27 protein-coding genes and 1 pseudogene are annotated in these 26308 nt (G+C 53.2%); 2 read left to right on the forward strand and 26 right to left on the reverse strand.

What is annotated here, in order from left to right:
* Window positions 1-194 precede the first annotated feature (194 nt).
* From bioB to TX77_RS06545, 20 genes and pseudogenes are all read right to left on the reverse strand, one after another.
* Window positions 195-1199, reverse strand: a complete 1005-nt coding sequence (gene bioB / locus TX77_RS06450; RefSeq protein WP_044503956.1) for a biotin synthase BioB — start codon at window positions 1197-1199, stop codon at window positions 195-197.
* Window positions 1200-1404: 205 nt separating this feature from the next.
* Window positions 1405-1746, reverse strand: a complete 342-nt coding sequence (gene rplS / locus TX77_RS06455) for a 50S ribosomal protein L19 (protein WP_044503957.1) — start codon at window positions 1744-1746, stop codon at window positions 1405-1407.
* Between the two features lie 183 nt (window positions 1747-1929).
* Window positions 1930-2490 carry a hypothetical protein gene (locus TX77_RS06460; protein ID WP_044503958.1) on the reverse strand — a complete coding sequence of 187 codons (561 nt, stop codon included), beginning with the start codon at window positions 2488-2490 and terminating at the stop codon, window positions 1930-1932.
* A gap of 133 nt (window positions 2491-2623) precedes the next feature.
* Window positions 2624-4673: pseudogene (glyS, locus tag TX77_RS06465) on the reverse strand (glycine--tRNA ligase subunit beta).
* A gap of 1 nt (window position 4674) precedes the next feature.
* A complete protein-coding gene (gene glyQ / locus TX77_RS06470) occupies window positions 4675-5553 on the reverse strand; it encodes a glycine--tRNA ligase subunit alpha (protein WP_044503959.1) in 879 nt (292 codons plus the stop codon).
* A gap of 359 nt (window positions 5554-5912) precedes the next feature.
* The gene (locus tag TX77_RS06475) at window positions 5913-6335 is read right to left on the reverse strand and encodes a F0F1 ATP synthase subunit epsilon (RefSeq protein ID WP_044503960.1); all 423 of its coding nucleotides are present in this window, start codon (window positions 6333-6335) and stop codon (window positions 5913-5915) included.
* Between the two features lie 3 nt (window positions 6336-6338).
* Window positions 6339-7757 carry a F0F1 ATP synthase subunit beta gene (gene atpD, locus TX77_RS06480; RefSeq protein WP_044503961.1) on the reverse strand — a complete coding sequence of 473 codons (1419 nt, stop codon included), beginning with the start codon at window positions 7755-7757 and terminating at the stop codon, window positions 6339-6341.
* Window positions 7758-7815: 58 nt separating this feature from the next.
* On the reverse strand, window positions 7816-8679 hold the full coding sequence (atpG, locus tag TX77_RS06485) for an ATP synthase F1 subunit gamma (protein WP_044503962.1): 864 nt from the start codon (window positions 8677-8679) through the stop codon (window positions 7816-7818).
* A gap of 3 nt (window positions 8680-8682) precedes the next feature.
* Window positions 8683-10218 carry a F0F1 ATP synthase subunit alpha gene (gene atpA / locus TX77_RS06490; RefSeq protein WP_044503963.1) on the reverse strand — a complete coding sequence of 512 codons (1536 nt, stop codon included), beginning with the start codon at window positions 10216-10218 and terminating at the stop codon, window positions 8683-8685.
* The gene (locus tag TX77_RS06495; RefSeq protein ID WP_044503964.1) at window positions 10218-10784 is read right to left on the reverse strand and encodes a F0F1 ATP synthase subunit delta; all 567 of its coding nucleotides are present in this window, start codon (window positions 10782-10784) and stop codon (window positions 10218-10220) included. Before TX77_RS06495 ends, atpA begins: the two co-directional genes overlap by 1 nt.
* A gap of 4 nt (window positions 10785-10788) precedes the next feature.
* Complete coding sequence (gene atpF / locus TX77_RS06500; protein ID WP_044503965.1) at window positions 10789-11286, reverse strand: F0F1 ATP synthase subunit B; 498 nt, start codon at window positions 11284-11286, stop codon at window positions 10789-10791.
* 39 nt (window positions 11287-11325) lie between these two features.
* Window positions 11326-11583, reverse strand: a complete 258-nt coding sequence (atpE, locus tag TX77_RS06505; protein WP_044503966.1) for a F0F1 ATP synthase subunit C — start codon at window positions 11581-11583, stop codon at window positions 11326-11328.
* 66 nt (window positions 11584-11649) lie between these two features.
* Entirely contained in the window at window positions 11650-12321 is a 672-nt protein-coding gene (gene atpB, locus TX77_RS06510; RefSeq protein WP_044503967.1) for a F0F1 ATP synthase subunit A, read from the reverse strand.
* A gap of 19 nt (window positions 12322-12340) precedes the next feature.
* Window positions 12341-12709, reverse strand: coding sequence for an ATP synthase subunit I (locus tag TX77_RS06515; protein WP_044503968.1), 369 nt, complete (start codon window positions 12707-12709; stop codon window positions 12341-12343).
* A 19-nt stretch (window positions 12710-12728) separates the two neighbouring features.
* Window positions 12729-13007: an AtpZ/AtpI family protein gene (locus TX77_RS06520; RefSeq protein WP_044503969.1), complete on the reverse strand. Its 279-nt coding sequence runs from the start codon at window positions 13005-13007 to the stop codon at window positions 12729-12731.
* Between the two features lie 180 nt (window positions 13008-13187).
* Entirely contained in the window at window positions 13188-14333 is a 1146-nt protein-coding gene (gene wecB / locus TX77_RS06525; RefSeq protein WP_044503970.1) for a non-hydrolyzing UDP-N-acetylglucosamine 2-epimerase, read from the reverse strand.
* Window positions 14334-14373: 40 nt separating this feature from the next.
* Window positions 14374-15411: a glycosyltransferase family 4 protein gene (locus tag TX77_RS06530; protein WP_044503971.1), complete on the reverse strand. Its 1038-nt coding sequence runs from the start codon at window positions 15409-15411 to the stop codon at window positions 14374-14376.
* A gap of 30 nt (window positions 15412-15441) precedes the next feature.
* Window positions 15442-16800: a PFL family protein gene (locus tag TX77_RS06535; RefSeq protein WP_044503972.1), complete on the reverse strand. Its 1359-nt coding sequence runs from the start codon at window positions 16798-16800 to the stop codon at window positions 15442-15444.
* An 11-nt stretch (window positions 16801-16811) separates the two neighbouring features.
* The gene (locus tag TX77_RS06540; RefSeq protein WP_044503973.1) at window positions 16812-17084 is read right to left on the reverse strand and encodes an ACT domain-containing protein; all 273 of its coding nucleotides are present in this window, start codon (window positions 17082-17084) and stop codon (window positions 16812-16814) included.
* 135 nt (window positions 17085-17219) lie between these two features.
* Window positions 17220-18857 carry a phosphoglucomutase gene (locus TX77_RS06545; RefSeq protein WP_044503974.1) on the reverse strand — a complete coding sequence of 546 codons (1638 nt, stop codon included), beginning with the start codon at window positions 18855-18857 and terminating at the stop codon, window positions 17220-17222.
* Window positions 18858-19059: 202 nt separating this feature from the next.
* Between TX77_RS06545 and TX77_RS06550 the strand changes: the two genes are divergently transcribed.
* Window positions 19060-19815 (forward strand): exodeoxyribonuclease III, encoded by a 756-nt coding sequence (locus TX77_RS06550; RefSeq protein WP_044503975.1) that lies wholly within the window; start codon window positions 19060-19062, stop codon window positions 19813-19815.
* A gap of 81 nt (window positions 19816-19896) precedes the next feature.
* Here the strand turns inward: TX77_RS06550 and TX77_RS06555 are convergent, their stop codons facing one another.
* The 4 genes from TX77_RS06555 to TX77_RS06570 all read right to left on the reverse strand — a co-directional run bounded on the left by TX77_RS06555 (window position 19897) and on the right by TX77_RS06570 (window position 23098).
* Complete coding sequence (locus TX77_RS06555) at window positions 19897-21798, reverse strand: type I glutamate--ammonia ligase (RefSeq protein WP_044503976.1); 1902 nt, start codon at window positions 21796-21798, stop codon at window positions 19897-19899.
* Between the two features lie 161 nt (window positions 21799-21959).
* Window positions 21960-22409: a GatB/YqeY domain-containing protein gene (locus tag TX77_RS06560; RefSeq protein WP_044503977.1), complete on the reverse strand. Its 450-nt coding sequence runs from the start codon at window positions 22407-22409 to the stop codon at window positions 21960-21962.
* Between the two features lie 25 nt (window positions 22410-22434).
* Complete coding sequence (gene rpsU, locus TX77_RS06565) at window positions 22435-22614, reverse strand: 30S ribosomal protein S21 (RefSeq protein WP_020311403.1); 180 nt, start codon at window positions 22612-22614, stop codon at window positions 22435-22437.
* A gap of 238 nt (window positions 22615-22852) precedes the next feature.
* Window positions 22853-23098: a hypothetical protein gene (locus TX77_RS06570; protein WP_141669481.1), complete on the reverse strand. Its 246-nt coding sequence runs from the start codon at window positions 23096-23098 to the stop codon at window positions 22853-22855.
* Between the two features lie 135 nt (window positions 23099-23233).
* Between TX77_RS06570 and TX77_RS06575 the strand changes: the two genes are divergently transcribed.
* Window positions 23234-24160 (forward strand): AraC family transcriptional regulator, encoded by a 927-nt coding sequence (locus TX77_RS06575; RefSeq protein ID WP_044503979.1) that lies wholly within the window; start codon window positions 23234-23236, stop codon window positions 24158-24160.
* 106 nt (window positions 24161-24266) lie between these two features.
* Here TX77_RS06575 and hemW read toward each other — a convergent pair whose 3' ends face one another.
* Entirely contained in the window at window positions 24267-25388 is a 1122-nt protein-coding gene (gene hemW / locus TX77_RS06580) for a radical SAM family heme chaperone HemW (protein ID WP_044503980.1), read from the reverse strand.
* Window positions 25388-26308 (reverse strand): GTP-binding protein (locus TX77_RS06585; RefSeq protein ID WP_044503981.1); only part of this gene is annotated, 921 nt, incomplete at its 5' end. The genes TX77_RS06585 and hemW, both read right to left, overlap by 1 nt.

Genomic DNA, 26308 nt, shown 5'->3' on the forward strand with positions numbered 1-26308 from the left:
TTGCCGAGGACGTGCTCGAGCCCGTCATTCTGCCAATCGTCGCGGCCCTTTTCCAAGGGGAATAAAAAAAACGGAGTGTCCCTACGGGGTCTATTTAGGTCCCACTTTGTAGGACCTTATAAAAAAAGAGACCTGCCCAAGGCAAATCTCTTGTATCGTCAGCCGAAAGCTCTCTAAGGGCCCTCACAGCTTTTTTACGAAGCGCAGGTCGTGCCACAGTTGCCGCCTTCTTCAGCAGCGTCATTGGTCAGGCCCAGGCGCTTGATCATGGCCATGTCTTCGACGATGGTCGAACCCGACGTGGTCAGCATATTGCCCGTAATCGACGCCGAGGCACCGCAAAGAAGGGCCGTAGCCCCGTTTTCAGGCAAAAGTTTCCGGCCGGCAGCCAGGCGGATATTGGCTTCGGGATTGATGAAGCGGAAGAAGGCAATGGTCCGCAGGATATCGTCGCCGGAGAGCTCTTTCCTACCTTCAAAAGGCGTGCCGGGAATGGGCATCAAGGCGTTGATGGGGATCGATTCGATGCCGAGTTCGGAGAGGCTAAGGGCCATATCGAGGCGGTCTTCCCAAGTTTCGCCCATGCCGATGATGCCGCCGGAACAGACGCAGAGTCCTTCGGCCTGGGCGTCTTTGATGGTCCGGATGCGGTCGTCATACGTATGGGTCGTGCAGATCTCCGGGAAGAATCGCCGCGACGTTTCGATGTTGTGATGGTAGCTGGTAACGCCCGTTTGGCGAAGAGCGTGGAGCTGCGCTCTCGAAAGCAAGCCGTGGGAGGCGCAGAGACCGATGTGGAGTTCCCCCTTCATCGCCCGATAGGTGTCGAGGGCTTTTTCAAAATCCTTCCCCGACAAGGCCCGGCCGGAGGTAACGATGGCAAAGCGGTTGGCTCCGGCGTCCTGATTGGCCTTGGCATTGGCCATGATTTCTTCTTTGGGAAGGAAATCGTATTCGTCACAGCCCGTATGATGACAGGCCGATTGCGCACAGTATTTACAGTCTTCGCTGCAGCGGCCGCTGCGGCCGTTGATAATCGTACAGAAGTCGACATGATTGCCGCAGAAATGGCGCTGCAGTACGCCGGCCCCTTCTTGCAGTTCAGCCAGCGGTGCCGTCAAAAAAAGGCTCAGATCGTCACCCCGTTTGATGCGATAGCCTTGTAAAATTCGTTCCGTTAAACCTGCGATTGTATTCATTGTTAACCAATGCCCCTCTTTCTATTAGTGACTATGGGATTATTATACGCGCTGAAAGGCCTCTAGTCAACCAATTATTTCACGGTAATGGGTTAACAATAAACTCGTACTTCTCCGTGACAGGCGCTGTCAACTCCCCTAAGGGCACAAAAAAAGGCCCGTCGCAGTTGCGACAGACCTTTTTTCAAGTGTTCTTGCCAATAGCTTATCGGCGTTCGCGGATACGGGCAGCTTTGCCGGTAAGACCGCGGAGATAGTGCAGTTTTGCACGGCGAACGATACCGTGGCGAACGACTTCGATTTTAGCCAGACGCGGCGAATGTACTAAGAAAGTACGTTCAACACCGACGCCATAGGAAATGCGGCGGACAGTGAAAGTTTCGCGGACACCGCCGTTCTGACGGCCGATAACGACACCTTCAAAGATCTGGATACGTTCACGATTGCCTTCGACAACCTTTACGTGAACTTTGACAGTATCCCCAGGGCGGAATGCCGGGATATCGTCACGAAGCTGTTCCTGTTCAAGTACGCTGATAATGTTCATTGCTCTTTTTCCTCCTATAAGACATTCTTACCCCGTTGCCGCCATGGTACGCAGCAATCGTCATATGATACCGATCATATCGGGCAGCGGACTGCCTAAAATAACAAAGGAATTATATCATAAAAAATCCTTTGTGTAAAGCCTTTTTTCTCGCAAAATCGCAAATACGAAGAAACCTGAGGCCTACATCCGGACGTTCGGCAGGAAGGTACGGGACATGTGGGAGATGATAGCCTGGTACTTATCCCGCTTGTCCGTCGGATAGGTTACGGTAAAGGCCACATAGGTCTTGTTCTTGTCGTTGATGTAAAGTTCGTGATAGTAAGACGTCTTGCCGTCGGTCCAGCCGATGGCGTAGCTGTCCTTGGTCTTGATGTTGGTCGTCAATTCCGGCGATTCGTTCATGCCGATAGCCATGTTATACAATTCATCGATGGAAAAACCCATGGTATTCTTGGCGGCATAGGTCCGGAAAACGGCATCGTCCTTCGGGTCCTGGAAGTAAGCCCCGTCCCCATCGGTCGTCATATCGGCGGCCGTCGCGCTGCGCGGGATGTCGACGGCATACTGATAGGCGCTGTTGTAATACTGATAGTAGTCCTTATCCTTCGTCGTCATGACCTGAACGACGTCATAACTGTCGGCATTGGAGCTTTTGATGTTGACTTTTTCAGCAGCCAGTGCCGTCGAGCCTGCGATACAGGTCAAGGCAGCGACTAAGAGGGCAACGTTCTTTAATTTCATGGATATCACTCCTTTATTTTCTGATGCGATGGAACTTGCGAAAAGAGGGCTTTCAAATAAATAACAGATGCAGGCAGGCTGCATCTGTCATCTATTATACCATATTCAAAATTAGCTGCACAAGAAAGGCGGCTTACGATAATTTTTTGATATCGCCCAGCGGCTGAATAAGGCTGTACGTCAAGGCCAAAAGATGGAGTCGGTTTTCTTTGACGGCTTCATCCTTATGCATGACCAGGACGTTGTCCAAGAATTCGTTGATGACGGCAATGCCTTCGGACAAGGTATTGGCTACGCTCTGGTAGTCATAGACGGCGTACTGCTGGGACAAGTTGACCTGCATAGCCTGGCAGGCGCTGTAGAGGGCCCGTTCTTCGTCGGTTTCAAAGAGGTCGGGATCGACGTCGGTATCATCGGCGCCTTTGATCATATTGCTGACCCGGGTGAAGGCCTGAAGAAGATCGGTCTTGCTCATGATATCGGCATCGATGAGGGCCTGAGCGCGGCGAGCCGCTTCATTGGCATTGAGCGTATCGGAACTGAGGACGCAGTCGATGATATGGTAATCCATGCCCTTGTCCTGGAAGATGTTCTTTAAGCGCAGGGTAAAGTAATCGTCGAGTTGACCCATGACAGAAGCGGCATCTTCACCGGTTACGCCGAGGAGGTTTAAGATGAAGGCAAAGACTTCATGGCAGTTGATATTCCAACCGGCATCCATGACGATGTTCAAGATGCCGATGGTCTGGCGGCGCAGGGCAAAGGGGTCCTGGGAGCCCGTCGGAATGAAACCGCGACTGAACATGCCCGTAATGGTATCGAATTTATCGGCAATGCCGAGGATTCGGCCCATGTCGGTCGCCGGCAGTTCGTCGCCGGCAAAGCGCGGCTGATACTGTTCGTTGATGGCTTCGGCAACGCCTTCGTCTTCCCCGTCGATGAGGGCGTATTCCTTACCCATGACGCCCTGGAGTTCCGTAAATTCCATGACCATCTGGGTGGCAAGGTCGGCTTTGGCCAGTTCAGAAGCCCGTTGGAGTTTGGCGTCGTCGAGGCCGAGATCGAGTTTCTGATTGAGGAATACCGTGATCTGTGCCAGGCGCTGAGCCTTGTCGTGGAGGGTACCGAGGCCGTCCTGGAAGACGATTTTCTTCAATTTTTCCGTGTAATCGACTAATTTATGTTTCTTATCTTCTTCAAAGAAGAACTTGGCGTCGTCGAGGCGGGCACGAAGGACGCGTTCGTTGCCGTGCTGAACCGTTTCCAAATGGTAGTCATTGCCGTTGCGGACGGTCAAGAAGAGGTTCATGAGCTTGCCTTCTCCATCACGCATGGGGAAATAGCGCTGGTGGTCCTTCATGGGCGTAATGATGGCCGCTTCAGGGAGCTTTCAAATAATCTTTATCGAATTCACCACAGAGGGCCGTCGGATATTCGACGAGGTAAACGACTTCTTCTAAGAGGTCGTCGTCCATGATGACCGTCCCTCCCTTTTCGTCAGCCAGTTTCTGAAGGCCGTCGAGGATGAGCTGACGGCGTTTTTCCGGGTCGACGATGAGGAAGTGTTCTTCGCAGACGGCTTCATAAGAGGCCGGATTTTCGATGGTAAAATCGCCCGTGCCGAGGAAGCGATGACCGCGGCTGACCTTTCCCGACGAAACGTTGGCCAATTCAAAGGGAATGACGTCCGTATCAAAGAGGGCCACGAACCAGCGGATAGGCCGGACGAAGTGGAAGTCGAGGCTCCCCCAGTGCATGCTCTTGGGGAAGTTGAGGCCCGTTACGATGCCCTTCATGAGGTCCGGCAAAAGGCCCTTCGTTTCAGCACCGACGCTGGTGACGTTGGCGTAGACGTAACCGTCTTCAACGGTCAAGTCTTCGACGGCAATCTTCTGACCGCGGGCAAAGCCCATGGCAGCCTTGGTCGGCTTGCCGTCGCCGTCATAGGCGATAGAGACCGACGGGCCCTTGTGTTTGGCCGAGACGTCAGCCTGTTTTTCAGCGACACCTTTCATCAGCAAGGCGATGCGGCGCGGCGTGCCCAAGGTGCGGACCGATTCATAAGCGATATTGGCTTCGCCAAACGATTTTTCAGCCAAGTCTTTGACCTGGCCGAGGATACTCGGCATATAATGAGCCGGGATTTCTTCGGTACCGATTTCAAGTAACAAATCTTTGCTCATCTTATTTTTCCTCCTTGGAAAGCATTGGGAATCCTAATTTTTCACGCTGTTCCAGGTATGCCTTAGCGCAGGCCCGGGCCATACTGCGGACGCGGCCGATGAAGGCAGCTCGTTCGCTGACGCTGATGGCGCCGCGGGCATCGAGGAGGTTGAACGTGTGCGAGCATTTCAATACGTAGTCGTAGGCCGGAAGGACGAAGCCGGCTTTGATGACCCGCATGGCTTCTTTTTCATATTCATCGAAGAGGTGGAACAAGAGGTCGGCGTTGCTCAGTTCAAAGGCATACGTCGACTGTTCGACTTCGTTCTGATGGAAGATGTCACCGTAAGTGGCCGTTTCGTTCCACTGGAGGTCATAGACGTTTTCTACGCCCTGGATATACATGGCCAGTCGTTCCATGCCGTATGTGATTTCCGACGATACGGGAGCGACGTCGATGCCGCCGACTTGCTGGAAGTAGGTAAACTGCGTGACTTCCATGCCGTCGAGCCAGACTTCCCAGCCAAGGCCCCAGGCGCCGAGGGTCGGCGATTCCCAGTTGTCTTCGACGAAGCGGATGTCGTGTTCAGCCGGGTTGATGCCCAAGGTTTCCAAACTCTTTAAATAGAGTTCCTGAATGTTGTCCGGCGACGGTTTGCAGATGACCTGGAACTGATGGTGCTGATAAAGGCGGTTCGGATTGTCGCCGTAGCGGCCGTCTGCCGGGCGGCGCGACGGTTCAACATAAGCTACGTGCCACGGTTCCGGGCCGAGCGTTCTGAGGAACGTCGCCGGGTTCATGGTCCCTGCCCCTTTTTCTACATCATACGGTTCGTAGATGATACAGCCCTGAGAAGACCAGAAGTTCTTCAATGCGAATATCATGTCTTGAAAATTCATCGTATTCCCTCCTACATGCAAAAAAGTCCCTGTAACATAGATAAGTATGTTACAGGGACGAGTATACGTACCCGCGGTTCCACCCTGATTGGTCCAAAAGACCCGCTTGATTTACCGGCCATACACATCGACTGACTTCCGGCCGCGGCCTTCAGAGCGCCTTCCGCATCGGCAGCCGGCTCACACTGTCCCGGCCTCGCTGATAAGATACGTACTTGTTCTCTTGCATCGCCTATGTAATTGTACGTTCCTTATCATAGCAAACTTAAGGGTAAAAGTCAATCTTTTCCCCCATCAAAAAAGGATTGTCGCTAAAGGCATAAAACCTTTAGGAGACAATCCTTTTCAATCGGGTAATCCTATTGCTTGCCGTATTTGCGGGCTACGTCGATGCGGCGCAGAGCACGCTGCAGGGACGCTTGGGCACGGGTTTCGTCGAGATCGGCAGCGTGTTTCGCCAATAAGGCTTCGGCACGCTTTTCCGATTCGATGGCTCGCTCTAAGTCGATGTCTTCCGGCTTTTCCGAAGCCGGCGTAATGACCGTGACCGTATTGCCATGGACTTCGAGGAAGCCTCCGGCAACGGTGACGCAGCCGCGGCTTCCGTCCTTGTCATAGCATAAGGGCCAAATCGACAGGGAGGCGATGAGCGGCGCATGGTTGGGCATGATGCCCAAATCGCCGTCTAAGGCACGGACGAGGATGAAATCCACGTCTTCATGGAGTACGGCAGCATCGGGCGTTATGACTTCCAAATGGAGTGTCTTTCCTGCTTCTGCCATAGACTATTCCCCTTTCAGCGTCTTGGCCTTTTCATAGGCTTCTTCAATATTGCCGACCATGTAGAATGCCTGTTCAGGCATGTCGTCACATTTACCGGACAAGATTTCTTTGAAGCCTTCGATCGTTTCTTTCAGCGGGACGTAACGGCCTTCCTGACCGGTAAACTGTTCAGCAACGGCGAAAGGCTGGCTGAGGAAACGCTGTACTTTACGGGCACGGGCAACGGTCAGCTTATCTTCTTCTGACAGTTCGTCGATACCCAAGATGGCGATGATATCCTGCAGGTCGTTGTACTTCTGGAGGATTTCCTGTACGGCACGGGCCGTATTGTAGTGATCGTCGCCGATGATGTTCGGGTCGAGGATACGAGACGTGGAGTCCAAAGGATCGACGGCCGGGTAAATCCCGAGTTCGGCGATCTGACGGGACAGAACCGTCGTCGCATCGAGGTGCGCGAAGGTAGCAGCCGGAGCCGGGTCCGTGAGGTCGTCGGCAGGGACGTAAACGGCCTGGACGGACGTGATAGAACCGTCTTTGGTCGACGTAATGCGTTCCTGCAGGGCGCCGACGTCGGTACCCAGGGTCGGCTGGTAACCGACGGCAGACGGAATACGGCCGAGAAGGGCCGAAACTTCGGAACCTGCCTGGATGAAACGGAAGATGTTGTCGATGAACAACAAGACGTCCTTGTGTTCCTTATCGCGGAAGTATTCGGCCATGGTAAGACCGGTCAGGCCGACGCGCATACGGGCTCCTGGCGGTTCATTCATCTGACCGTAGACGAGGGCCGTCTTGTCGATAACGCCGGATTCCTTCATTTCGTTCCAAAGGTCATTGCCTTCACGGGTACGTTCACCGACACCGGTGAAGACGGAATAACCGCCGTGGCCCGTAGCAACGTTGTGAATCAATTCCATGATGAGGACTGTTTTACCGACGCCGGCACCGCCGAAGAGGCCGATCTTACCACCCTTAGCATAAGGGCAGATGAGGTCGACGACTTTGATCCCCGTTTCAAAGATTTCTGTTTCCGTCGCCTGGTTTTCGAATTTCGGAACCGGACGGTGGATCGGCCAGTAATCATCGGCTTCGACCTTGGCGTCGACTTTGTCAACGGTATTGCCGAGGACGTTGAAGATACGGCCTAAGACGCCTTTGCCGACAGGGACCTTGATCGGGTCGCCGGTATTTTCGGCTGCCATGCCGCGGACGAGGCCATCTGTGGAGTCCATGGAAACGCAGCGGACGACGTCGTCACCTAAGTGCTGCATGGCTTCTACAATGAGGTCGATCTTCTGGTCGCCTTCACCGCCCGTGATATGGATGGCGTTGTAGATGGACGGCAAGTCTGCTTCGGAAGCAAACCGCACGTCGACGACCGGGCCGATGACCTGGACTACTTTCCCAATGTTATTGCTCATGAAGAGGTTCTCCTCTCTTTCAAGAATTGTAACAGCAGCGCGTGACGAGAATCACGTCTTATTTCAAGGCGTTGGCGCCACTTACGATTTCCGTCAGTTCGTTGGTAATACCAGCCTGGCGGACTTTATTGTAGGTAACAGTCAGTTTTTCGATCAGCTCACCGGCGTTGTCCGTAGCCGACGTCATGGCCGTCATGCGGGCACCGAGTTCACTGGCAGCTGACTGAAGGAGACTGTTGTAGATAAACAGATCTAAGTACTGGGGCAGCAAAGAATCGAGGACCTGGGATGCATCGGGAGCAAACAAGTACTCTTCCCGCGGCCCCTGGTCACCGGCCTGTTCTTCCTGAGAAATAGGCAGCATCTTCACGATTTTTGCTTCCTGGGACAAGGCCGTTTTGAAGTGCGTATAGATGACATAGACTTCATCGACTTCGCCGTCGAGGAACTTCTGCGTCGCCAAATGGGCGATTTCCTGGGCATTGATGAGCTGCGGCTTATCCGAAAAACCGGACCATTTTTCTTCCGGCGTAATATGCAGGTGCTTTAAGTACTCTGCCGGTTTGCGGCCGGAGACGAAAAGGACCGACGCACTGCGCGGCTTATCCTTTAAGACGGATACCATGGTCTTGTTGATGTTAGCGTTGAAGGCACCGGCCAGGCCCTTGTCAGCCCCGATGATGATATAGCACGTCTTCTTGACGTCATCGCGGGACTGGAACAAAGGGTTCCCGGAATCGGGGGATGCCGCCGACAAGCGGCGCAGCATGCCTTCCATTTTTTCGGTATACGGGGCAGTAGCCAGTGCCCGTTCCTGTGCACGGCGCAGTCGCACGGAAGAGACCATCTTCATGGCCTTGGTGATCTGCTGAGTATTGGTAACGGATTTTATCCGTCGATTTATTTCGCGTGCACTCGGCATAGCTTATTCCTCCTCTTTAACCAGTTCGTGAGAAGTACCGTACTGCTTGAGGTATTCCGCAATGGCTTTCTTGAGGGTTTCTTCTGCATCTTTGCCGAGTTCCTTCGTCGATTTAATGCTTTCACCGACTTCCGGATAGTTGCTGTGCATGAAGGTAACGAAGCCGTCTGCAAATTCTGCAACTTCATCGACCTGGACAGGCATCAGGTATTTCTTAACGGCCAAATAAATCTGCATGACCTGATCTTCAACGGCCATCGGCTTATACTGCGGCTGAATGAGGAGCTGCATCGTCCGTTCACCGGCGTCGATCTGGGCTTTCGTGTTCTTATCGAGGTCGGAGCCGAACTGAGCAAAAGCTGCCAATTCGCGGTACTGGGCCAGGTTCAAACGGAGCGTACCGGCAATGCTCTTCATGGCCTTGATCTGAGCCGAACCGCCGACACGGGATACGGAGAGGCCGACGTTGATAGCCGGACGGATACCGGAGTTGAAGGCTTCTGTTTCGAGGAAGATCTGGCCGTCGGTAATGGAAATGACGTTGGTCGGAATATAGGCCGACAAGTCACCGGCCAAGGTTTCGATGATCGGCAGGGCCGTAATCGAGCCGCCGCCCAATTCATCGGACAGTTTAGCCGCCCGTTCGAGCAGACGGGAATGTAAGTAGAATACGTCGCCGGGATACGCTTCACGTCCTGGCGGACGACGGAGAAGCAAACTCATGGCACGGTATGCCTGAGCGTGTTTGGACAAATCGTCGTATACGCAGAGGCAGTCTTTGCCCTGGAGCATGAAATATTCGGCAATGGATACGCCGGAATACGGAGCAAGATACTGGAGCGGAGCCCCGTCGGAGGCCGTTGCGGCAACGACGATGGTATAGGCCATAGCGCCGTGTTCTTCAAGGGTCCGTACGACGCGGGCAACGGTCGACGATTTCTGACCGATGGCGACGTAGACACAGATGACGCCCGTATCCTTCTGATTCAAGATCGTATCGATGGCAATGGCCGTCTTGCCCGTGCCGCGGTCGCCGATGATGAGTTCACGCTGGCCACGGCCGATAGGGACCATGGAGTCGATGGCTTTCAGACCCGTCTGGAGCGGTACCTTGACCGGCTGGCGGTCGGCAATACCGTAGGCCTTGACTTCGATAAGACGGGATTCCGTCGTCTTGATGTCCCCTTTGCCGTCAATGGCCATCCCTAAGGGATTGACGACGCGGCCAATCATGTTTTCGCCGACAGGGACACGCATAACGCGGCCTGTACGACGGACGGTGTCGCCTTCTTTGATGAGGGCGTCATCGCCGAGCAGTACGGCGCCGACGTTATCTTCTTCCAAGTTCAGGGCCATGCCGTAAACGCCGTGCGGCAGTTCCAGCAATTCCCCGGACATGGCTTTTTCCAAACCGTAAATGTGGGCAATGCCGTCCCCGACTTCCAAGACGGTACCGACGTCATCGACGTTCATTTCCACATTATAATCTTCGATTTGTTTCTTGATTATAGCCGTAATTTCTTCTGGCTTCATATTCATTATTCGTCCGTCACCCCATTCGTCGCGTCAGCCTGGAGCAGGCTATTCTGCATATCCTGCAGATGCCGCTTAAGGCTGCCGTCTATTAATTTATCGCCAATTTGGATGACCATGCCGCCGATAAGCGACGGATCGACGTAGTACAGCGGTTCTATCTGCTGTCCCGTCATGTCTTCCAGGCTGGCTACGAGCTTGGTCTGTTCTTTCTTGGACAGCGGCTTGACGACGCGGATTTTGGCCACTTCGATGTTCTGAGCCTTACGGGCCAAATCGATAAACCCGTCAATGCCCAAAACCAAAGCCGCTTCACGGCGCCGGTCGATCATGACATACATGAACTGCATGACCATCGGCGACACGCTGTCCCCAAAAATCTTTTTCAATGTGTCCTTTTTGGACTGCGGCGGTACGAGGGGATGATTCAGGAATTTCCATAAATCGGGATTTTCCTGAAACGTATCCCGTACGCCTTTTAATTCTGTTCCGAACTCGGTAAGCTTCTTCTGTTCGCTGGCAATGTCAAACATAGCCTGGCTGTATTTGCTGTAGATCGTTTCGGGTATCATAAGATCAGTTCCCCTTTACGCGCTGCGTCTGGATCTGGTCAATGCAGTCGGCTACGAGTTTCGCGTTCATATCGGAATCGATATTCTTCTTGAGCAGTTTTTCTGCCACAGCCATCGACAGATTGACTACTTCCTTACGCATTTCCCGGATAGCCGCTTCCCGTTCATTGGCGATTTCAGCCTGGGCAATCTGTTTTTCCCGGGCGATCTGATCGCGAATGGCTTCGAGCTGGGCCTGTGCTTCTTTATCGGCCTGCTTTACCGCCTTGTCGACGATGGCCTGCGCTTCTGCACGGGCATCGCGGATCTGAGCTTCATAATCGGCTCTCATCTTTTCAGCCGTTTCTTTAGCTTTCGCGGCATCGCTGAGATCGGAGGCAATCTTATTGCGGCGGTCTTCCAGCACTTTGAGCAGCGGTTTGTAAGCGAACTTCGCCAAAATAGCAACTAAGACGAAGAAGTTGATAAACTGGAACAGCAAGGTACCATTAATACTAACCAATGTACTTCCCTCCCCGGCTGTATAGTAGAATCATTCAGATTAAAGCAGGCTGACGAACGGATTGGCAAAGACCAATACGATGGAGATGACAGCTGCGATAATCGGCATGGATTCGATCAAGCCGATGGAGATAAGCATGTTGACCAAGAGTTTGCCGCCCATTTCAGGCTGACGAGCCGTACCTTCGAGCATTTTCGATGCGGCATGACCGTCACCGATAGCAGCGCCGAGAGCTGCCAAACCAATACCCAAGCATGCACCAAAAGCGGACAATGCCAATACGATAGCTTTTTCCATAATAAATAACCTCCTAGTTTCTGTGAATAAGATGAAAATTTCAGTGTAAAACAGTATCCGGCACGATTAGTCGTCTGCAAAAGACGGAGCCAGATAAGACGTGGTCAGGATCGTAAAGATAAATGCCTGAATGAGACCGATGACCAGGCTGAACACCAGCCAGATGATCGGAATGCCGATAGGCACGAGGAAGTACAGGACTTCCAACAAAATTTCCCCGGCCAGGATATTGCCAAATAGACGGAAGGCCAACGTTAAGGGTTTGGTAATTTCTTCCATCAGATTGATGATAACAAATGGCGCAAAGGGTTTAAAGAAGCTCTTGAAATGTTTTTTGAACCCCTGGTTCTTCAAGGCCATAAAATGGACCATAAAAGAAGATACCAGTGCCAGGGCGACAGTCGTATTCAAGTCATTCGTCGGCGAAGCCAGGATTTCCGGATTCGGAATCATGCCCAATTCGTTGGCGAACAGGATGAATAAGAACATGGTCAATAAGACCGATACGACTTGGCCGTATTTCGGTCCCAACGTTTCCCTGAACTGATCGAGGAGGGATTCGATGACCATTTCCATGGCATTCTGCAGGCCCGACGGGACGAGGGAACGTCCCCTTGTGGCAGAGACGGTGACGATGATAACCAGCGCTGCACCGAGCCAGGTCATCATCAGCGTATCCAGGTTCACATTCAGACCCAGAAGCTGAACGACCACATGATGCCCTGCATGTAATTCCATACGCAATACCTCCTTTCCTTTACCGTCTGAAGCGTGCGGTCAACACATCTGCAAAGATCAGGACGCGGTATGAAAAGATACCGGCCACGGCAGCTCCCAGTGAAATGGACGGGAACTGCAAGATCACGATGACGGCCAGGCAGACGAAAATCAGCCGGAACACGGCACCGCCGCGGATGAATGCCGCCGCCTGCTCGGGCGGCAGTTTCAAGGCCCGTACCGAACGGCTGCTGAGCATGAAAAAATAGACGATGTTCAAGCCGCTGCCGATACACCAGCCACTTATGTACTGCCACCACCCGCCCAGTAAGAGCACGGCGGCGACGATACATGTAAAACCAATGAGTTTGCAAATTGTTGCCTTCACATAGGTGTAAAAAGCTTCCATAGACTATCCTCCGCGGTTCTCATCGGCTCGATGACGATCCATTCCGGCGGGATTCATCCCGTTCATAGGACAAGGCTTTTTTGTAAAGCGTCCAGAACCCGGAAACGGCACCGATCAGGGAAAAGAGGATCAATCCCCACGGCGATGTGCCCGTATAGACATCGATAAAACGGCCGATGGCGACGCCGACGCAGATGCAGACAAAGAGCGACAGGCCGAGAGATGCGGCAATGGCAACGATGTCTAAAAGCCTCATAGAAGACCTTTTGTCACTGTGAGAATCATTCTTTTTTCTCATAGCACACACACTCCTGCTCAGGCGATAGCAGTCTTTCCACAACCGCGCTGCGCATAGAAAACCTACGTTTAGCCGCGATTATTGCTTATTTTAGCACGGAAAAACAGGAAAATCAACACAAAATGAAAGAAAAAGCGAGTATATAGCTAAAAACTATTCTCAATATAACTGAAGCTTATTTTAACGGCAGAAGTCGTCAGGAACGGCTTCCTTGCCGGCAAAAACATGGAGAATGGCTTCGACGATGCGCCGCGATGCCTGGCCGTCGCCATAGGGATTTATGGCGTTGCTCATGGCGTCATAAGCGGCCTTGTCGGTCAAGAGGCGCTTCGTTTCTTCATAGACGACGTCTTTATGCGTGCCGATGAGGCGGACCGTCCCGGCTTCCACGGCTTCCGGCCGTTCCGTCGTATTGCGCAGGACCAGAACCGGTTTTCCCAGAGACGGCGCTTCTTCCTGGATACCGCCGGAATCGGTCAGTACCAGATAGCTGAGGCTCATGAGGTTGGCAAAGGGTTCATATTCCATGGGATCGATGAGATGGATCCGGTCGATGCCGGACAGTTCATCTTCGACGACCTTGCGGACTTTCGGGTTGCGGTGGACGGGAAAGACGATTTCCGTATCGGGAATCTCTTCGATGATGCGGCGCAGGGCCTTATAGATATGGCGCATGGGCTCGCCGAGGTTTTCCCGACGGTGCGTCGTCAAGAGGATGACTCGGTGGTGCTTGAAGTCCACCGATTTCAATTGGTCGCCGAAGTCATAGTCGCCGGCAACGGTCGTCATCAAGGCGTCGATGACGGTATTCCCCGTTACGTAAATCTGAGACGGATCTATATTTTCACGGACGAGATTGGCCCGTGCCGTCGAGGTCGGGGCAAAATGAATGGCCGCAATGGCCCCGGTGAGCTTGCGGTTCATTTCTTCCGGGAACGGCGAATATATATCCCCTGTCCGAAGGCCGGCTTCGACGTGGCCGACGGGGATCTGCTGATAATAGGACGCCAGGGCCCCGGCAAAGGTCGTCGTCGTATCGCCGTGAACGAGGACCAGATCCGGCTGTTCTTTGGCCAGGACATCCTTGAGACCCAGGAGCGACTTCGTCGTAATATCGTATAAGGTCTGGCCCTTGGCCATGATGTCCAGGTCGTAATCCGGCGTAATCCGGAACAACTCCAGGACCTGGTCGAGCATCTGGCGATGCTGGGCCGTGACGGCAACGACCGTCTGAATGCTGTCGGCATGTTTCTGTAATTCCTTGACGACCGGTGCCATTTTAATCGCCTCCGGCCGCGTGCCGAATACAGTCATTACCTTAATCATAATACAAATTCCTCCTTATATGACGAACCGATTCTTCCCGTCATGGTTTGCGGGTCGAATCGGTCGTTGATTTACGCAGTATGCCGATGCGCTTTGCCGAGTAGATGATAACGGCAAGAACGACCAAGACAGTCACGATCCCCGTCTGATAACTTACGTTGGCTACGAAGAGGGCGACGATGCCTAACATCATGCTGACAAAATACATGATCAGTACGGCTTGCTTCTGTGTCATACCCAGGGCCAGGAGACGATGGTGCAGATGACCCTTATCCGGCTGAAATATGGGAACGCCGCTCATCCGGCGTCGGATGATGGCGAAGGTCGTATCGAGAATGGGAAGGCCTAAGGCGATGATGGGCACGACCAGTGCCACCGTCGCCGCCGTCTTGACCAAGCCGAGAACGGCCGAGACGGCCAGGGTATATCCGAGAAGCATACTCCCCGTATCGCCCATGAAGATTTTGGCAGGGTTAAAGTTGTACTGCAAAAATCCCAAGGCTGCACCGGCCATGGACACAATGATGAGGGCCGGCAGGAATTGATTGAGGTTTACCGCCAAGAGGAACATCGAAATCGAGGCGATGAAGGCTACGCCGGCAGCCAGTCCGTCCAGACCGTCGATGAGGTTCACCGTATTGGTAAAGCCGATGATCCAGAAAATCGTCACCGGAATGGCAATGACTTCCGGCAGGACCAGGATATCTCCGAAAGGATTGGTCAGCCATTCGATCTGAATGCCGAAGGCCACGGGAATACAGGCCGCTGCAATCTGGCCGACGAGCTTGACCCGGGCCGGGATGTTGCAGATATCGTCCCAAATGCCGATGGCGACGATGGCCGTACAGCCGAGGAGCATGCCGATGAGTTCATGGTGCAGGGGCACGCAGAACAAGACGGCCGCCATAAAGCCGATATAAATAGCCAGCCCGCCGAGCCGCGGGATGACATGAGTATGTACCTTTCTTGCATTGGGCCGGTCCACGGCGCCAACCTTGATGGCCACCTTCTTGACGCCCGGCGTCAAAAGATAGGAAACGACCAAGGCAATGATAAAGGGTACAACATATTGGAGCACAACACACGCCTACTTTCCGTTAATCTATCATCAGTTGGTCAGACTGCGCATGGGCGCCGGAATGCGGCCGCCGCGGGCAATGAATTCATCTGACTTATATTTATTGACATTGATAATCGGGCAATGGCCGAGAAGGCCGCCAAACTCGACGTTATCGCCGACGCCCTTGCCCGGTACGGGGATGACGCGGACGGCCGTCGTCTTGTTGTTGATCATGCCGATGGCTGCTTCATCGGCGATGATGGCCGAAATGGTCGACGCCGGTGTATCGCCGGGAATGGCGATCATATCGAGGCCGACAGAGCAGACGCAGGTCATGGCTTCGAGCTTTTCAAGGCTCAGGCTGCCGCGGCCGACGGCTTCGAGCATGCCCTTGTCTTCGCTGACCGGGATGAAGGCGCCTGACAGGCCGCCGACGCGAGATGAAGCCATGAGACCGCCCTTCTTGACGGCGTCATTTAAAAGCGCCAGGGCTGCCGTCGTACCGCAGGCCCCGCAGCTTTCAAGACCCATTTCTTCAAGAATGGAAGCCACACTGTCACCGACAGCCGGTGTCGGTGCCAAGGATAAGTCGATGATGCCAAAGGGCATATTGAGGCGTTTCGACGCTTCCATGGCGACCAATTGGCCGACACGGGTAATCTTAAAGGCCGTCTTCTTAATCGTTTCGGCGACGACATCAAAGGGCTCGCCCTTCACGTTTTCTAGGGCTACTTTTACGACGCCCGGGCCGCTGACGCCGACGCTGATACAGGAATCGCCGTTAGTGACGCCGTGGAAGGCGCCGGCCATGAAGGGATTGTCCTCTACCGCATTGGAGAAGACGACCAGTTTGGCACAGCCTAAGGCATCCTGTTCTTTCGTCCGTTCGGCCAAATCCTTAAAGACCCGCCCCATTTCAGCGACGGCATCCATGTTGATGCCGGCCTTCGTCGAGCCGACGGCAACGGAGCTGCAGACGAGATCGGTCACAGCCAGGCTTTCGGCGATGGAATCGATGAGGATCCGGTCGCCCTTGCTCATGCCCCGTTCGACGAGGGCCGAAAAGCCGCCGATGAAGTTGATGCCGATCGTCTTGGCCGCCTTATCAAGGGTCCGGGCGATATCGACATAACTCGTCATATCGCTGGCCCCGGCGACGAGGCTGATGGGCGTCACAGACACGCGCTTATTGATGATGGGCACGCCGTATTCGCGGGAAATGGCTTCCCCCGTCTCTACCAGGTGCTCGCCGTAGCGCGTAATCTTATCGTAAATGTTGCTGCACAACGTCTTGCCGTCACTGGCACAGCAGTCGAGGAGACTGATGCCCATGGTAATCGTCCGGACGTCAAGGTTGTTCTTTTGAATCATTTGATTCGTTTCAAGTACGTCATGGATTGTCAGCATATTCCCTCTCCTTAGCCCACACGATGCATGGCATCAAAAATAGCCTGGTTCTGGGCTCTGATTTCGACACCGAGGGTTTCACCCTTCTGCTTGAGCAAATCCTGAAGAGTATCTAAATCAATATCTGCAGGGTCCATATCAACAATCATGGCCATGTTGAAAATGCCATCTAAAATAACCTGATTAATGGTCAGTATATTTACCTTATGTTCCGCCATGATCTGACTGACGGCGGCGATGATACCCGTACGGTCCACGCCGACTACCGTGATTACAACTTTCACAGCTGCCCACCCCTTTGAGTTAGATTCTACGCTCCCCATTATAGCACAGGTAACGCAGTAAATGCCACTTTCGGCCCATGAAAAGGCCTTATGATACGAAAATCGAGTAAATCATTTCGATTTGAAAGAAACTTTCTATGCATCCAAAGCCTTACTGATGAGGGACTTCCCTTCTTCAAGAAGCTTTCCGGCCTGTTCCTGGGAGACGAAGCTTTCGGCATAGAGCTTATACATGTCTTCCGTTCCCGACGGGCGGGCTGCGACCCAGCCGTCATCGGTCGTAATCTTGACGCCGCCGATAGCCGAATTGCCGTAAGGCGAACGGGACAGGACGGCCGTAATGGGACTGCCGCAGAGATTCTTTTCGGTTACATCCTTTTCCGTAAGCGAGCTGATCTTGTCCTTTTCTTCAAGCGTCGCCGGCGCATCGCTGCGCACGGTGTAGGGCCGGCCCAGTTCTTCACAGAGGCCTTCATAGTAAGCCAGGGGCGATTTTCCCGTAACGGCGTAGATTTCCGCTGCCAAGAGGCAGAGAATGATGCCGTCCTTGTCCGTCGTCCAGACGCTGCCGTCTTTAGCGATAAAGGAAGCACCGGCACTTTCTTCGCCGGAAAAGGCGATTTTCCCGTCTTCATAGAGGGGGCCGAAATACTTAAAGCCGACAGGGACTTCATAGAGAGGTACGTCGAGTTTTTTCGCCGCCCGAGCCAGCATATCCGTCGTAACGACGGTTTTAGCGATGCCCAGACCGTCGAAATGGCGATGGGTCATAAGGTAGTGCGCAGCGACGGTCAAAAAGGCGTTGGCCGTAATCATGCCGTCCGTGCCGCAGACGATGCCGAAACGGTCATAGTCGGGGTCATTGGCCAAAATGAGGCGATAATCGGCTGCCTGACCGGTAACGGCCGACATGACGTATGCCGACGAGCAGTCCATACGGACCTTGCCGTCATGGTCGTAATTCATAAAGGTGAACTGCGGATCGTACGTATCGTTAACAAAAGACAGGTTCAAATGGTAGCGTTCGGAAATACGGTGCCAGTAATTCATGCCCGAACCGCCGAGGGCATTGACCAAAATGGGAAGTCCGGCATCGCGGATGGCTTCCATGTCAAGGATGGACGCCAATTCAGCGACATATAAGCCTTTATAATCATAAGGGACGACAAAATCACCCCGGGCCGCTTCTTCATAGGAAATGGCCTTGACATCCTGATTATGCCCTGCAAGGATGCGATTGGCTTCGGCTTCAATAGCCTTGGTCATGTCAGAACCTGCCGGTCCTCCCGTCGTCGGGTTGTACTTAATACCGCCGTGTTCCGGAGGATTATGGGACGGCGTGAGGATCAGTCCGTCGGCTAAGTTTTCCTTACGGTGGTCATTAAAGCGCAGGATAGCCCTTGAAACAGACGGCGTCGGGACAAAATCGCCGTCAGCGTCGACGTAGGCCGTAACCTTATTGGCCGAAAGGACCGACAAGACCGTTTCGAAAGCCAATTTCGATAAATAATGGGTGTCGGCCCCGACGAACAACGGTCCGTCGGCACCAAAGTCGTGGCGGAAATTACAAACGGCCTGGGTAATGGCCGCAACGTGGTCTGCCGTAAAACTGCCGCTGCCGGCCTGACCGCGATGGCCTGACGTTCCGAAGCGCACCTGTTGATGAGGATCAGAGGCGTCGGGATGAATCGAATGATACGCCTTGGTCATGGCGTCCAAGTCGATGTAGTCTTCCGGTCTTACTTTCGTTCCTGCTAATTCATGTACTGCCATACTATCACCTGCTTTATTATTTTGACAAGGATTCAACGATTTTATACAATAAGAAAGAGTGCTGCCAATATCCTTGCGGATACTGTCATCACAGCATCTCATCGCGGCAATTCGTTTGTTTTCATTATAACAAAAAACGCATCATTATCCTAGATAAAAATGGCTTATCATCGAGGATATCTGAAAAAGAAAGGTGGTTTCTATGACAAAGTTTATCTCTTGGAATGTCAACGGTCTGCGGGCCGTCATGAAAAAAGGATTCTTAGATACATTTAACGACCTCGACGCCGACCTGTTCTGCCTGCAGGAAACGAAGCTCCAAGAAGGCCAGATCGACATCGATCTTCCGGGCTACGAACAGTATTGGAACTACGCCGACCGCAAGGGCTACAGCGGCACGGCCATCTTTACCCGCATCAAGCCCCTGTCCGTCCGTTACGGCATGGATAAGGACGAACACAATCACGAAGGGCGTTTGATTACCCTCGAGTTTGACGACTACTTCTTCGTCACCTGCTACACGCCCAATTCGCAAAGCGAACTGGCCCGCCTGCCCTACCGCATGCAGTGGGAAGACGACTTTAAGGAGTACCTCCTGTCCCTCCATCAGGAAAAACCGGTCATCGTCTGCGGAGACCTCAACGTCGCCCACCAGGAAATCGACCTCAAGAACCCCAAGACGAACCGCAAGAACGCCGGCTTCTCCGATGAAGAACGGCAGAAGATGACCGACCTTCTGGCTGCCGGCTTCACCGACACGTGGCGTCACTTCTACCCTGATAAAGAAGGCGTCTATTCGTGGTGGAGCTACCGCTTTAGAGCCCGCCAGAACAACGCCGGATGGCGCATCGACTACTTCCTGACGACGACCGACCTCGACGACCGCTTAGAATCGGCTTCTATTTACACCGACATCCTCGGCAGCGACCACTGCCCTGTCGGCCTCACGTTAAAATAAAACATATATTATAGCAAAAATGAGCTGCCCCCATGTGCGGAGCAGCTCATTTCTATATAGCTAAAACTTTATCAACTGGGTTTAGAAAGCGTTATACGAATATTCGTAGTACATATCGGTCAAGAGGTCCATCTTATCACTCATTTCGACCATGAGATTGGAAGCCGTATCGTAGTCTTTGGCAGCCAGGGCTTCTTTGATCTTCGAGAAAATGGACAGGCTCTTTTCCGTATCGCGGCCCAGTTCCGTACGCAGGGCGTTGATCTTGGTCCAGCGTTCGACTTCAAGGGCATTGCTGTCGCCGTCGGCATGGAGCTGTTTGGCAGCGATGACCTTGGAGAGGTTTTCCGGAATGAGGCGGTACTGGAGTTCGAGGGCCCAGCGGTTGAGGGCGCCGAGGCGGAACGATTCCATGATGCGCTTCTGGAAAGCGTCGCAGGCCAGGGTATCTACTTTATCCGGATGGAGGTCGAGGGCCTTGAAGTTTTCCCAGACCGTCCGCGGTGCCTTGCCGAACATGGCATCCCGTTCTTCACTGGTGAAGTTTTCAAAGACGTCGACTTCCGAGCGATAAGCCCGGTCTTTTTCAAGATAATCTGCATCTTCGCCGGGCTTCTTGGACAGTTCAGCCAGGAGGGCTTCGCCGTTCTTACCGCTGGAGAGAGCATATTTGATGCCGTCGAGGGCGGCCAAATATCCCATGGCGATGGCGATGTAGGTATTGGTGAAGGGGTTCGGAGAACGGAGTTCGAACCGTGTAGCCGCCGGGCTTGCGATGTTGCGGATGAGGCCGATGAGGACCGAACGGTTACGGGTCTGGACGTCCGGACGATCACCGCCGAGGGCCGTTACGATGCAAACAGGGGCTTCAAAACCCGGTTTCAAGCGGTTCAGGGAGTCTGTCGTTGCCGAAACGAAGGGGTTCATGACTTCGTAGTGTTTGAGCATGCCCATGATGGCGCCGTAACCGACGACGGACAGGAAGTCGCTCTTCATATCAGACGGGTTGAAGAGGTTGACGAATTTGCCGTTCTTCATGATGGCCCCGATGCCGAAGTGCGTATGTTCACCGGAACCGGCAACGCCGTGAATCGGTTTTGCCTGGAAGGTGACTTCAAGGCCGTTTTCACGGAATACTTCACGGACGATGATACGGGCTGCGATTTCATTATCTGCAGTCTGGACCGGGTCGTTGGCAAATTTCCAGTCGACTTCGAGCTGTTCGAGGACGAAGGTCAATTTACCGGAATCGTCGATCTGGGCTTTGACGCCGCCGACTTCCTTATGGCCCATTTCCGGTTCGAGACCGTATTTTTCGAGGCGTTCGATGGTCTGTTCAAGAGCCGTACGAACGACGCCGTGCGTGCGCTGCCAATACTGTTCCTGCAATTTCTGCGAAGCCGACAAGAGGCGCGTCGCTACATCCTGGCTCGGCGTCTTGACCCAGAATTCCAGTTCCGTCGCCGTCGTGAGGACGATTTTTTCGATGTCGTCGACATTGACCGACGTACCGGGCAGGCCATACTGTTTGACCAGCGCCAAGACCTGGTCGCTGACGTAGTCGCAGGTGTTGCGGAGGATCGACCGGGAGTCGATGTAGCCCGTGGCATGACGAAGGAAGCTGGGAATACGCAGAGTCCCTACGGGTTTTCCCGTTTCCGGGTCGATATTGTCGTCGTTGTAGTCGACGAACCAGCTGACCGACGGGTCGGCTTTGATGTCGACGCGGGCATTGGACAAGATGGCGATGCCCGGCAGGACGACGGACGAACCATCGGTCTGGAATGCCGTCGCATTGAAGAATTTATCGTAGTCATCAAAGAAGACGCTGATAGGAATCTTTTCGTCCGTATCATTGCCTGCCAAATCGATGCCTACGAGGGATACGAATTTGATTTCCGGATGCTGTTCCAATAAAGCCAGCACCCCTTCTTTACCATACTGACCTGCCGGAATTACGTATACCAACTCATCTTTTGTCATTATGACTCCTCCTTTAGGTGAAAAAAAAGCTCCGATCCCACAGTCGGGATTCGGAGTCTTCCTTGACTCTTGTTTCATGATTTATTTTGTTTTCAAATCATGTTAAAATAATACAATCATTTAGTCTATTTGTCAATAGATTTTTAAGGAATCTATGGCAATCAACGATGTTGTAAAATTTCTCGAACAATCTGTGAAACAACCTTGCCATCGGTCCGTCCCTGCACTTTCGGCATGACGAGCTTCATGACAGCCCCCATCTGAAGACCTTCCTGGCCTTTAATGGTATCGGTGACGATTTGGCGGACTTCATCTTCCGTCAGCTGCTTCGGCATGTACTTTTCCAGTACTGCCATTTCAGCCTTCGTTTCTTCGACTAAGTCGGCACGGCCGGCTTTTTCGAATTCAGCTAATGACTCCCTGCGTTGTTTCATTTCTTTGGCAATGACGGCGCCGACACCGGCATCGTCGAGTTCGCAATGACCGCCGTCGATTTCCGCGTTGCGGATGGCCGAACGGACCATACGAATAACGGACAAAGCCGTCTTACCGGCTTCTTTGGCTTTCATTGCCTCTTTCATGTCCTGAAGAAGTTCGTTCTTAAGAGACATGGTATCACCCTTCTTACATTAACGATTATGCTCTGTACTTCCGTTTCCGTGCTGCTTCGGACTTTTTCTTTCTCCGTACACTCGGTTTTTCGTAGTGTTCACGTTTCCGAACTTCGGAAAGAACACCAGCCTTTTGGCAAGAACGTTTGAAGCGGCGAAGAGCGCTGTCTAACGTTTCGTTTTTACCAACTCTGATTTCTGCCATTCTGTTATCCCTCCCTCCAAGGTATGATAGGGAGTGCTGTTACTGCACACAATGAAATTATACTCAGATTATGGCTGTTTGTCAATAACTTATGAGGTTCTGATACGATTTATCATAACTTTGTCAACGCCCTTGGAGTCGGCTTTCACCTGCATCGGCCCCGGATCGAATAAAACTTTTCGCTATGGAAATTGTTTTTTATCATCGTACATTTATCCGTTACGGCACGCATATTCTGTCAATTGTAAAGACAAGCCCCGACCATGAAGCGGACGAAGGAAAAGTAATCCCGCGTATCACTCAAACGAATTTCTACGCCGCGGCCCCGCGCGGTTCTCTCCTTTATAAAGGACAAGGCGTCGCCATCGCCTTTAAGGCTTTGAAACGCTTCATCCCGCCGGACCAGGACCGATCCCCGGCTGGCGGCGACGAGAGCCGTAAAGGTTTCCATGTTGGGAATGAAGTAAAATTTTAATACCATCATCAAGACCTCCTTCGCCGCATCGCGGCCGTGTGGTTTCTTCCCTTCTCTATTATAAGAATACCGTCATATAGGTCTTGATACAACGAAAATTCAGCCGTATACTATAATAAAACAGCCAAATAAAGAGGTGTCCCCATGATATTGACAGACTGTTCTATCCCGGTCGACGATCGGTCGCAAGAAATAAAACCCCACGGAAACGCAGCCTTCCCCTGTGCCGGCTACACCGTCCATTACCGGCAGGAAATAGGCGATAACGTCCCCTGGCACTGGCACGATGAACTGGAAATCATCTACATCGCAGGCGGGAAAATGACCGCAAAGGTCCCGGCTCACACGTTCCATCTGACCGCCGGCGATATATTGGCCGTCAACGGCAATACCCTTCATGCGGCCCTGGCCGATCCGGAATGCGACCTGCGCTCCTTTGTCTTCAGTCCGTCGCTGATTTCCGGCAGTGACGACTCGATTCTATGGGTGAAGTATATTCGTCCCCTCCTCACTTGTCCGGCCTTTTCGGCCTTTTACTGCCGGGGAAGCCAAGACGACACGACAGCTCGCCGCTTCCGCACCGCTTTTAAAGCCATGACGGACGAACCGTCAGGCTTTGAATTTACCGTCCGAGAAGAACTGTCACAAATCTGTCTCTTTCTGTACGATCAATTCCGCCTCGAAGGAGATTCCCCTTCAGAGATGCAAAGTCTTGACGAAGAACGGATCAAAAAGATGTTGACTTATATCCACACCCACTTTGAAGAACCCCTCACCGTCACCGATATTGCCGACGCCGCCGCAATCAGCCAGCGTGAATGCCTGCGCTGCTTTCAAAAGACGATCCAGTTGTCGCCCATCCAATACGTCTTAAAATACCGGATCATGCAGGGCGCTGACCAGCTCTTGACGAAGCCGACTAAGAGCATTGCCGCCATCGCCGCCGCCTGCGGCTTCGACAGTCAGAGCCACTTTGCCAAGACCTTTAAGCGCTTTTATGCCCATACGCCTCGAGAATACCGAAAAAAACACGGCGAAAGCCGAAGCACAGATCCCGGCCGAAGCGAATGAACGCTGAACCGACCTCAGAGAAGATACAGAAAAACCGTCAGGAATCGATGTTCCTGACGGTTTATTTTTTGCTTATCCCGGGTTGGGGATTATCCGCGTAAAAAGTTCAGCGGATGAACTTGCCAAAGACGTAGTTGCCGTAAGAAAGTCCTCTATCGCTTAGGCGGACCCATTCTTTCGTATTTTCCAAAAGGCCCTGAGCGACGAGCGAATCGATGACCGGACCGAAATCGGCTTCGATGGGCTGCCCGAAACGGCGGTCATAGTCTTCTTTATCGATGCCGACGCGGCGGCGCAGGGCTAAGAAGCAGTAGTCCTCGACGGCTCGCTTAGCGTCGATAAGGATGCGTTCGCCCTCGACGCTCCCCTTTCCGGCCCTTTCGATATATTGAGGGATATTGGCCATGTTGGCCCAGCGGGCCGTACCGTCAAAGGAGTGGGCTGACACGCCAAAGCCGATATAGGGCTCATAGATCCAGTACTTGCTGTTGTGTTTCGATTCAAAAGTCCCTTTTGCATAACTTGAAATTTCATAGTGGTGGAATCCCAGGTCGTGCATCTGATCGTGGACGGCCTGGCCCATGGCTTCGACAACCTCGTCATCGGGAAGTGTCCAAAGGCCCTTAGAAAGGCCGTGTTTCAAAGGCGTCCCGTCTTCGACGATGAGGCTGTAAATCGAGGCGTGGTCCACGGGAAGGTCTCCCAAGCGCTGAACATCGCGCCGGACGTCATCAACGGTTTGGCCCGGCAGGCCGTACATCAGATCGATAGACAGGTTGCGGATGCCGGCGTCCCAGGCGGCACGAAGGGCCCGCTCCCCTTCCTTTGCCGTGTGGATGCGGCCCAAAAAGGACAGCATCTCATCGGAAAAAGATTGGATGCCGAGACTCAAACGGTTGATGCCGTAGGAAACGTAGGCTGCCGCCTTTTCCCCGTCGAGGCTTTCCGGATTGGCTTCGATCGTAATTTCAGCCTCCGCCGTAACCTCGAAGGTCTGCCGCAGCTGCCGAAGGATGTCTCCCACGGCCTTTGCGGAAAGAATGGACGGTGTACCGCCGCCGATATAAATCGTATCGACGGACTTCCCGGCATAGGGCGTGGCCGCAATTTCCCGGCAGAGGGCCGGAACATATCCTTCCAGATAGCGTTCGAGGCCGCTGTAGGAAGGAAAATCGCAGTACAAACATTTATGCCGGCAAAAGGGAATGTGAACGTATAAGCCTAGCATTACGATTCGTCGACTTTGAGGACGGCCATGAAGGCTTCCTGAGGAATTTCGACGGTGCCGAACTGTTTCATCCGCTTCTTACCTTCCTTCTGTTTTTCAAGGAGCTTGCGCTTACGGGAAATATCGCCGCCGTAGCATTTGGCCAAAACGTCTTTACGCAGGGCCGCTACATTTTCGCGGGCGATGATCTTATTGCCGACAGCGGCCTGGACGGGGATCTGGAAGAGCTGGCGCGGAATGAGGCTGCGCAGCTTTTCGACCAGGGCCCGGCCGCGGCGGGCGGCAAAGTCGCGATGGACGATGACGCTCAAGGCGTCGACGACGTCGCCGTTAATGAGGATGTCCATCTTGACCATAGGCGACGACTGGTAGCCGTTGAGCTCATAGTCGAGGGAGGCATAGCCGCGGGTCGCCGACTTCAAGACGTCGAAGTAGTCGTAAAGGATTTCGCACAAAGGCAGGTTATAGACCAAGGAGACGCGCGTGTCGTCGAGGTAGTCCATGGTGACGTACTGGCCGCGGCGGCTCTGGGAAATTTCCATGACCGTACCGACCATGTCCTTGGGGATGATGATCGTCGTCTTGACCAAGGGTTCTTCGATGTGATCGACCTTGGTCATATCGGGCATCTGCGACGGGTTGTCGACTTCGACCATCGTCCCGTCCGTGCAGTAGACGCGGTAAATAACCGACGGCGCCGTCGTAATCAGGGACAGGTCGTATTCCCGTTCCAACCGTTCGCGGACGACGTCCATATGGAGGAGGCCCAAGAAGCCGCAGCGGAAGCCGAAGCCTAAGGCCGACGACGTTTCCGGTTCAAAGAGCAGGGCCGCGTCGTTGAGATGGAGTTTCTCCAAGGCGTCGCGCAAATTATCGTAATCATTCGTTTCGACCGGGTAGAGGCCGCAGTAGACCATGGG

The organism is Megasphaera massiliensis, from assembly GCF_000455225.1.
Lineage (GTDB): Bacteria > Bacillota > Negativicutes > Veillonellales > Megasphaeraceae > Megasphaera > Megasphaera massiliensis.

Bases quoted from the DNA above. Each gene is read 5' to 3' on its own strand.
- bioB (WP_044503956.1), bottom strand. From the start codon at position 1,199: ATGAATACAATCGCAGGTTTAACGGAACGAATTTTACAAGGCTATCGC.
- rplS (WP_044503957.1), bottom strand. From the start codon at position 1,746: ATGAACATTATCAGCGTACTTGAACAGGAACAGCTTCGTGACGATATC.
- TX77_RS06460 (WP_044503958.1), bottom strand. From the start codon at position 2,490: ATGAAATTAAAGAACGTTGCCCTCTTAGTCGCTGCCTTGACCTGTATC.
- glyQ (WP_044503959.1), bottom strand. From the start codon at position 5,553: ATGAATTTTCAAGACATGATATTCGCATTGAAGAACTTCTGGTCTTCT.
- TX77_RS06475 (WP_044503960.1), bottom strand. From the start codon at position 6,335: ATGGCAGAAGCAGGAAAGACACTCCATTTGGAAGTCATAACGCCCGAT.
- atpD (WP_044503961.1), bottom strand. From the start codon at position 7,757: ATGAGCAATAACATTGGGAAAGTAGTCCAGGTCATCGGCCCGGTCGTC.
- atpG (WP_044503962.1), bottom strand. From the start codon at position 8,679: ATGCCGAGTGCACGCGAAATAAATCGACGGATAAAATCCGTTACCAAT.
- atpA (WP_044503963.1), bottom strand. From the start codon at position 10,218: ATGAATATGAAGCCAGAAGAAATTACGGCTATAATCAAGAAACAAATC.
- TX77_RS06495 (WP_044503964.1), bottom strand. From the start codon at position 10,784: ATGATACCCGAAACGATCTACAGCAAATACAGCCAGGCTATGTTTGAC.
- atpE (WP_044503966.1), bottom strand. From the start codon at position 11,583: ATGGAAAAAGCTATCGTATTGGCATTGTCCGCTTTTGGTGCATGCTTG.
- atpB (WP_044503967.1), bottom strand. From the start codon at position 12,321: ATGGAATTACATGCAGGGCATCATGTGGTCGTTCAGCTTCTGGGTCTG.
- TX77_RS06515 (WP_044503968.1), bottom strand. From the start codon at position 12,709: ATGGAAGCTTTTTACACCTATGTGAAGGCAACAATTTGCAAACTCATT.
- TX77_RS06520 (WP_044503969.1), bottom strand. From the start codon at position 13,007: ATGAGAAAAAAGAATGATTCTCACAGTGACAAAAGGTCTTCTATGAGG.
- wecB (WP_044503970.1), bottom strand. From the start codon at position 14,333: ATGATTAAGGTAATGACTGTATTCGGCACGCGGCCGGAGGCGATTAAA.
- TX77_RS06535 (WP_044503972.1), bottom strand. From the start codon at position 16,800: ATGCTGACAATCCATGACGTACTTGAAACGAATCAAATGATTCAAAAG.
- TX77_RS06545 (WP_044503974.1), bottom strand. From the start codon at position 18,857: ATGGCAGTACATGAATTAGCAGGAACGAAAGTAAGACCGGAAGACTAC.
- TX77_RS06550 (WP_044503975.1), top strand. From the start codon at position 19,060: ATGACAAAGTTTATCTCTTGGAATGTCAACGGTCTGCGGGCCGTCATG.
- TX77_RS06555 (WP_044503976.1), bottom strand. From the start codon at position 21,798: ATGACAAAAGATGAGTTGGTATACGTAATTCCGGCAGGTCAGTATGGT.
- TX77_RS06560 (WP_044503977.1), bottom strand. From the start codon at position 22,409: ATGTCTCTTAAGAACGAACTTCTTCAGGACATGAAAGAGGCAATGAAA.
- rpsU (WP_020311403.1), bottom strand. From the start codon at position 22,614: ATGGCAGAAATCAGAGTTGGTAAAAACGAAACGTTAGACAGCGCTCTT.
- TX77_RS06570 (WP_141669481.1), bottom strand. From the start codon at position 23,098: ATGATGGTATTAAAATTTTACTTCATTCCCAACATGGAAACCTTTACG.
- TX77_RS06575 (WP_044503979.1), top strand. From the start codon at position 23,234: ATGATATTGACAGACTGTTCTATCCCGGTCGACGATCGGTCGCAAGAA.
- hemW (WP_044503980.1), bottom strand. From the start codon at position 25,388: ATGCTAGGCTTATACGTTCACATTCCCTTTTGCCGGCATAAATGTTTG.